The sequence below is a fragment of the Kitasatospora sp. NPDC040550 genome (genome assembly GCF_055594965.1).
Window position 1 is genome coordinate 202,540 of the sequence record NZ_JBVIWC010000004.1, and the last position, 6,418, is coordinate 208,957.

At 71.9% G+C, this 6,418-nt stretch carries 7 protein-coding genes; 4 read left to right on the top strand and 3 right to left on the bottom strand.

What is annotated here, in order from left to right; translation table 11 throughout:
* Positions 1 to 170: 170 nt before the first annotated feature.
* Positions 171 to 419 (bottom strand): hypothetical protein, encoded by a 249-nt coding sequence (locus ACZ58X_RS08670; RefSeq protein WP_470332917.1) that lies wholly within the window; start codon positions 417 to 419, stop codon positions 171 to 173.
* A gap of 31 nt (positions 420 to 450) precedes the next feature.
* Here ACZ58X_RS08670 and ACZ58X_RS08675 point away from each other — a divergent pair, with 31 nt between their 5' ends.
* The 4 genes from ACZ58X_RS08675 (at position 451) to ACZ58X_RS08690 (ending at position 4,256) form a co-directional block, all read left to right on the top strand.
* Positions 451 to 1,059: a polysaccharide deacetylase family protein gene (locus ACZ58X_RS08675; RefSeq protein ID WP_470332918.1), complete on the top strand. Its 609-nt coding sequence runs from the start codon at positions 451 to 453 to the stop codon at positions 1,057 to 1,059.
* Positions 1,060 to 1,241: 182 nt separating this feature from the next.
* Positions 1,242 to 1,574, top strand: a complete 333-nt coding sequence (locus ACZ58X_RS08680) for a hypothetical protein (protein WP_470332919.1) — start codon at positions 1,242 to 1,244, stop codon at positions 1,572 to 1,574.
* Between the two features lie 137 nt (positions 1,575 to 1,711).
* Positions 1,712 to 2,584, top strand: a complete 873-nt coding sequence (locus ACZ58X_RS08685) for a sulfurtransferase (RefSeq protein ID WP_470332920.1) — start codon at positions 1,712 to 1,714, stop codon at positions 2,582 to 2,584.
* A 157-nt stretch (positions 2,585 to 2,741) separates the two neighbouring features.
* Entirely contained in the window at positions 2,742 to 4,256 is a 1,515-nt protein-coding gene (locus ACZ58X_RS08690) for a M1 family metallopeptidase (RefSeq protein ID WP_470332921.1), read from the top strand.
* Between the two features lie 47 nt (positions 4,257 to 4,303).
* Here ACZ58X_RS08690 and ACZ58X_RS08695 read toward each other — a convergent pair whose 3' ends face one another.
* Together ACZ58X_RS08695 and ACZ58X_RS08700 are read right to left on the bottom strand one after the other, a co-directional pair.
* Positions 4,304 to 5,113, bottom strand: a complete 810-nt coding sequence (locus ACZ58X_RS08695; RefSeq protein WP_470332922.1) for an AAC(3) family N-acetyltransferase — start codon at positions 5,111 to 5,113, stop codon at positions 4,304 to 4,306.
* Between the two features lie 182 nt (positions 5,114 to 5,295).
* The gene (locus tag ACZ58X_RS08700; protein WP_470332923.1) at positions 5,296 to 6,264 is read right to left on the bottom strand and encodes an NAD-dependent epimerase/dehydratase family protein; all 969 of its coding nucleotides are present in this window, start codon (positions 6,262 to 6,264) and stop codon (positions 5,296 to 5,298) included.
* Positions 6,265 to 6,418 lie beyond the last annotated feature (154 nt).

Below are 6,418 nucleotides of genomic sequence, written 5' to 3' on the forward strand. Positions count from 1 at the left end.
CTGGGGAAGGCACAGCGTAGCGGCCGTGGGGGGAGGCAGGGCATGCGGTGGGGGAAGAGGTGGCGGCGGGCCGGTGGGGTGGGGGTGGTGTGGGCTGTCGGAGTGGTGATCGGCGCCCAGGGGGAGGGGTGCTGACCAGCGGGGCAAGCATCCAGAATGCTGTCTGATCGTCAGATTACTTCTTCGGTGACCGCTCGGGTCACCTCGCGCAGGCTGCTGATGGTAGCGGCCGGGATGTCGTTGCTCGGCGGTGCCGCCGCCTGCAAGAGCCCCTGGAGCGGCGGGGGTGTCGCCGCCCCGGAGGGGGTGACGGAGGTGTTGGCGACGGAGGCGCCCGGGGCGCCCGGGACTCCGACGCCCTCGCCGACGCCCTCCCCGGTGCCGCCGTCCGCCACTCCGTCGGCCAGTGCGTCGGCCACCGCCGCGCCGAGCGTCCAGCCCGTTCGCAAGGTGCTCAGCGATGCGGAGAGCAAGCCGGTGTACGACCTGGACCCGGCCCAGCGGGTGGTGGCGCTCACCATCGACGACGGGCCGGACCCCCGGTACACGCCCCAGGTGCTGGCTCTGCTCCAGCAGCACGGGATCCGGGCGACCTTCTTCCTGATCGGCGAGAACGCCGTGGAGCACCCGGGCCTGGTGAAGGAGATCGCGGACCGGGGCCACCACATCGCCAACCACACCTGGACCCATCCGGACCTGCGACACATGTCCGAGGGCGCCGTCCGGGACGAGCTGGAACGGACCAGTGACCTGCTGCACCGGACCACCGGGCGGCTGCCCACCTGGTTCCGGGCGCCGGGCGGGGACTTCTCGCCGGTGTCGCTGCGGGTGGCCGCCGACATGGGGCTGCGGAACATGGCCTGGTCGATCGACCCGAGGGACTGGTCCCGGCCGGGGACGTCGTCGATCATCGACACGGTCCTCAAGGAGGTGCGGCCGGGGTCGATCGTGCTCAACCACGACGGCGGCGGGGACCGCTCGCAGACGGTGGCGGCGTTGAAGGCGTACCTGCCGGTGCTGATCGATTCCGGGTACCTCTTCACGGCGCCGCCGAATTGATATCGGAAAGTCGGAGAATCGGATATCGGCGAGCATTGCCAGTTGGGGAGGGTAGCGGCTTTGCTCCTTAAACCACTCGAATGGGTGGATTAGAAGAAGCGTTTCTGCGGATTTTTGGCCTTTAGGGTGATCTCGCACCAGTTCACCAGGTACCCCGAGTACCACCTGAAAGGCTCGTATCCATGCGTCTCCGCAATGCCGTGCTCGCCGCCGCCAGCGCTGCCGCCCTCGTCCTCGCCGTTCCGATGTCCGCCAACGCGGCCACCGGGGACTTCCTCTACAAGGTCGGCCCGCTGCCCGGTGTCCCGGCCGGGATCGCCGACCCGGAGAGCGGCAAGTGCATCAACCTGTTCGGGGCGACCGAGTTGACCCCGGCTTACGCGCCGGACAACTTCACCACCTCGACGGCCACGGTGTTCCTCGACGAGAACTGCGACGGCGACGTCTACTACGTGATGAACCCCGGCAAGAGGCTCGGCAACCGGCTGAAGCTGCGCTCGGTCATCTTCTCCTGAGCCGGGTGGCCCGGGCCGGACGGTCGGCGTAGCTTCGAACTGTCCGGCCCGGTCGCCGGTGCCCCGTGATGCCCTCGTGGTCTGCCTGCGCCCGTGGTCGGGTGCCGCAGTCTGGGCAGAGCGAAGGAGGGCCCGGTATGACCGGCAACGGTTACGCGCACCCCGAGGCGCTGGTCCGCACCGAATGGTTGGCCGATCACCTGGACGACGGGACGGTCCGGGTGATCGAGGTCGACGAGGACAGCAGCGCCTACGAGCGGGACCACATCCCCGGTGCGGTGGGGTGGAACTGGACGACCGATCTGCACAGCCAGGTCGGGCGGGACTACGCCGACCGCGACGGCGTCCAGCACCTGCTGCGGGCGGCCGGGGTGGAGGACGACACCACCGTGGTGCTGTACGGCGGCAACAACAACTGGTTCGCCGCGTACGCGTTCTGGCTGTTGCGGCTGCGGGGGTTCGGGCCGGTGAAGCTGCTGGACGGCGGGCGCAAGAAGTGGGAGCTGGAGGGGCGGGAGCTCACCCACGAGGTGATGGACTACCAGCACTCGGGCTATCGGCTGACCGGGCCGGAGCGGCCCGAGCTGCGGGCGCTGCGGGACGAGGTGCTGGCCAAGGCGGAGGTGTTCGCCAAACCCGGCGCGGACGCGGTGCTGGTGGACGTGCGCTCCCCGGCGGAGTTCCGGGGTGAGCTGATCGCGCCGCCGCACCTGCCGCAGGAGCAGGCCCAGGTGCCCGGGCACATTCCCGGGGCGGTCAACGTGCCCTGGTCGCAGGCCGCGAACGACGACGGTTCGTTCCGCTCGGCGGAGGAGCTGCGGGCGCTGTACGGGGGCAAGGGCGTCGGGGAGGAGCGCGAGGTGATCGCCTACTGCCGGATCGGCGAGCGGTCGGCGCACACCTGGTTCGCGCTCACCGAGCTGCTGGGGTACCCGCACGTGAAGAACTACGACGGCTCGTGGACGGAGTACGGCTCGCTGGTGCGGGCGCCGGTGGTGCTCGGGGCCTGAGGGGGGAGCGGGGGCCGGTGGGGCGGGTGATGGTGGTGGGACGCCGTCATTTCGGCGTGTTTCTTTTCATGAACATCTCATAGTTGGGGAGTGGACCGGGGGCTGCCGGGACAAGGATCGATCCGACCCATCGATCCGGTGATCCTGGAGGACCACGTTGCGCAAGAGGCTGATCGTCTCCGCCGCCAGTGCCCTGAGCCTGTTCCTGGCCGTCCCCGCCTCGGCCGCCGACTTCCAACCCGGCGCGGCCGGGATCGGCGACCCCTATTACCCGACCTACGGCAACGGCGGCTACCGCGTCTCCCACTACGACATCCGGTTGAAGTACCAGCCCGCGACCGACGAGCTGGAGGGCACCACCACCATCCTCGCCACCGCGACCCAGGACCTCTCCCGGTTCAACCTCGACTTCGCGCTGAACGTCTCCGAGGTGAGGGTCAACGGGCGGCCGGCCGCCTTCGCCACCAGCGGTGAGCAGGAGCTGGAGATCACCCCGGCCCGGCCGCTGGCCAAGGGCAGCCAGGCCACCGTGGTGGTGCGCTACAAGGGCGTGCCGTCCACCGTGAAGAAGTACGGCTTCACCGCCTGGCACCGCACCCCGGACGGTGCGGTGGCGGCCGACGAGCCCGAGGCCGCGTGGTGGTGGTTCCCGAGCAACGACCACCCCAGCGACAAGGCCACCTACGATGTCTCGGTGCTGGTGCCGGACGGCAACCAGGTGATCAGCAACGGCGTGCTGACCGGCACCAGCTCGAAGGCCGGCTGGACCCGCTACAGCTGGCGCGAGAACAAGCCCCAGGCGACCTATCTGACGACCTTGGCGGTCGGGAAGTTCGATATCACCACCGACACCACCGCGAGCGGACTGCCGGTCTACAACGCGTACAGCAAGGACCTCGGCGAGAACGCGGACGCCGCCCGGGCCAGCGTCGAGCGCACCGGCGAGCTGGTGGACTGGCTGAGCGGCTACTTCGGCGACTACCCGTTCAGCTCGGTCGGCGGGTACGTGCCCAACGTCCCGACCGGCTACGCCCTGGAGACCCAGACCCGGGTCTTCTACAGCCCCAAGCAGTTCGCCAAGGGCACCAACACCTCGGTGGTCGTGCACGAGCTGGCCCACCAGTGGTACGGCGACAGCGTCTCGGTGTCGCACTGGAGCGACATCTGGCTGAACGAGGGCTTCGCGAGCTACGCCCAGCTGCTCTGGTCCGAGCACGAGAACGAGGGCACCGCGCAGGAGCTGGCCGACTACATCTACGCCTCGCACCCGGCCGACGACCCGTTCTGGAGCGTCAAGCCGGGCGACCCGGGCGCGGACAACCAGTTCTCCAGTGCGGTCTACGACCGGGGCGCGGTGGCCATCCAGGCGCTGCGCAACACCGTCGGGGACGAGAAGTTCTTCCGGATCCTCAAGGGCTGGCCCACCGAGCGCAAGTACGGCAACGCGACCGTCGCGGAGTTCCAGGCGTACGCGGAGAAGGTGTCGGGGCAGAAGCTCGGGGACCTCTTCAAGACCTGGCTGTTCACCCCGGGCAAGCCGGCCGTCGGACCGGTGGCACCGGGTGCCGCGACCGCCGCACTGGCGCCAGGGGCGCGGGACGAGGTCCGGGCGCTGGTGGAGCCGAAGTCCTGGAAGAAGATCCAGGAGGCCCACTCGGTGCACGAGCACTGACACCCGGTGGGGTGAGGTGACGGGCGTGGCCCGGCCGATGGGCCGGGCTACGCCGCTCCGGGGCCGTCCGCCGCGAGCAGCTCGGTGAGGCGGCGGACGGCGAAGGGTATGAGCTCGCGGACCGGGACCAGCCGGCACGGCGCGTTGCCGACCAGCACCTCGCGGATGCCGGCCAGCTCCTCGAACTCCCGGCCCACGACCGGGAAGTGGGTGTCGTTGTCGTTGCCGACGTCCGGTGTCTCGATCCACACCCGCTCGCCCTGGATCGCCATCGGGAAGCGGCGGAGCTTGAGCCGGCGGTTCGGGGCGAAGGTCTCCGCGTAGTGCAGGAAGGTGTTGCGGTTGTGCCCGACGCCGACCAGCAGCACGTACCCGCCGAGGTCGTGCAGGGCGCCGAAGGGCGACTCCCGGCCGACGGCGAAGCCGAGCGAGCGGCGGGCGGTGACCTCGCGGGCGTGGGCGCCGACGGCGGCGACCGAGGCCTGCGGGTGGGTGCTGCGCAGGCTCTCCGGCAGGCTGCGCAGGGCCTCGGCGATCGCGCCCATCGGGGAGGGCAGCCCGGGGTGGAACAGCGGGACGGCGGCCCGCAGTTCGGCGATCTCGGGGGTGGGCAGCCCGGCGTGGTCCGGTGCCGGGTCGCAGACGACGGAGCCGGTGAAGGCGGGCGTGGCCACCGTGCCGCCCGGCCCGGCGGCCTCGCGCAGGCTGGCCACCACGGCCGCAGCCCCGCCCTCGACCCGGCCGAGGCTGGAGAGCGAGGAGTGCACGATGACCGCCATGCCCGGGCGGACACCGACCCGGTGCCAACCCTCCACGAGGTCGGCGGTGGTGAGCGGGCTGGTGCCCGGTGTGGTCATGGTCCCCCCTGATGGCGGCGGTGCGTAGGGCTGATGGGCGTGCTGGTGCATTCGTACCGGTGTGGTGCGATTGTTCGGGCCCGACCCTAGCGGGTGGCACTGACAATCGGTCAGGAGGGGGGTGCCGTCCGGCAGTCCACGGCGGGGCTACGGCGTGGACGGGTGGGAGGCGGGGCGGGTGGTCACCGGGCGTCGTGTTCGGCCAGGACCAGGGCCTCCTGTTCGGGGGTGAAGCCGTGCCCCAGCGGTGGTTGGCCGCGTTCGCGGTCCCAGGCGAGCACGTCGGCGGCGGTCACCGCGAGCGGGGTGGCGGGCAGCCCGGCGGCGCGGGCCCGGGACGGGTCGCGCTGCTGGCCGGGCCAGAGCGGTTCGGCCCGGACCAGGGGGAAGAACGGCGGCGGGGCGGTCTCCGGCGGGACGGGCACGAGCTCGATCTCGGTGCCCGCGACCTCGGCGCAGGTGGCGATCAGGCCGCCCAGGGTGGTCGGTTCGGCCGGGCCCACGGCGTGGAAGGCGCCCGCGCGGCCGTCCTGGAGCAGCCGGAGCACCAGCCGGGCCAGGTCGCGCGAGTCGACCACCTGGACGGGTTGTTCGGGGCGCCCGGGCAGGGCGATCCGGCCGCCGCGGGCCGCCCGGCGGGCCCAGTACGTCAGCCCGCGCTGCTCGTCGTGCGGCCCGGCCACCTTGCCGGGGCGCACGATCGTCGCCCGGTCGCCGTAGCGGGCGGTGACGTCCTGCTCGCAGGCGACCTTGAGTCGGCCGTACGTCTCCTCGGACAGCTCCTCGGCCTCGCGCAGCGGTTCGCGGAGCGGGGCGGACTCGTCGGAGTGCGGGGCGAGCCCTTGGCGGCGGTAGACGGCGTGGCTGGAGACGAAGAGGTAGCGGCCCACCCGGTCGCCGAGGGCGGCCATGGCCTGGTCGACCTGGCGGGGGCGGTAGCCGGTGACGTCCACCACGGCGTCCCACTCGCCCGTGCCGAGGGCGGCGTAGTCGCCGGTGTCGCGGTCGCCGCGCAGGTGGCGGGCGTCGGGGAAGAGGGCGGGGTTGGTCCGGCCGCGGTTGAACAGCGTGACCTCGGCGCCGCTGCGCAGGGCGTCTGAGGCGATCGCGCGGCCGACGAAGGAGGTACCACCGAGTACGAGGATCCGCATGGGTCCCACGCTAGGCCCTGGGTCAAGTCGATTCGAGCGGATCCGGGGCGGGGGAGGAGAAGTGGCGGAGGGGGGGGGGGGGGGGGGGGGGGGGGGGGGGGGGGGGGGGGGGGGGGGGAAGGGGGGAGGGGGGGGGGGGGGTTGGGGTGGGGGG

Coding starts and splice junctions, on each gene's coding strand:
- ACZ58X_RS08685 (WP_470332920.1), top strand. CDS start 1,712: ATGACCGGCAACGGTTACGCGCACCCCGAGGCGCTGGTCCGCACCGAA.
- ACZ58X_RS08680 (WP_470332919.1), top strand. CDS start 1,242: ATGCGTCTCCGCAATGCCGTGCTCGCCGCCGCCAGCGCTGCCGCCCTC.
- ACZ58X_RS08695 (WP_470332922.1), bottom strand. CDS start 5,113: ATGACCACACCGGGCACCAGCCCGCTCACCACCGCCGACCTCGTGGAG.
- ACZ58X_RS08700 (WP_470332923.1), bottom strand. CDS start 6,264: ATGCGGATCCTCGTACTCGGTGGTACCTCCTTCGTCGGCCGCGCGATC.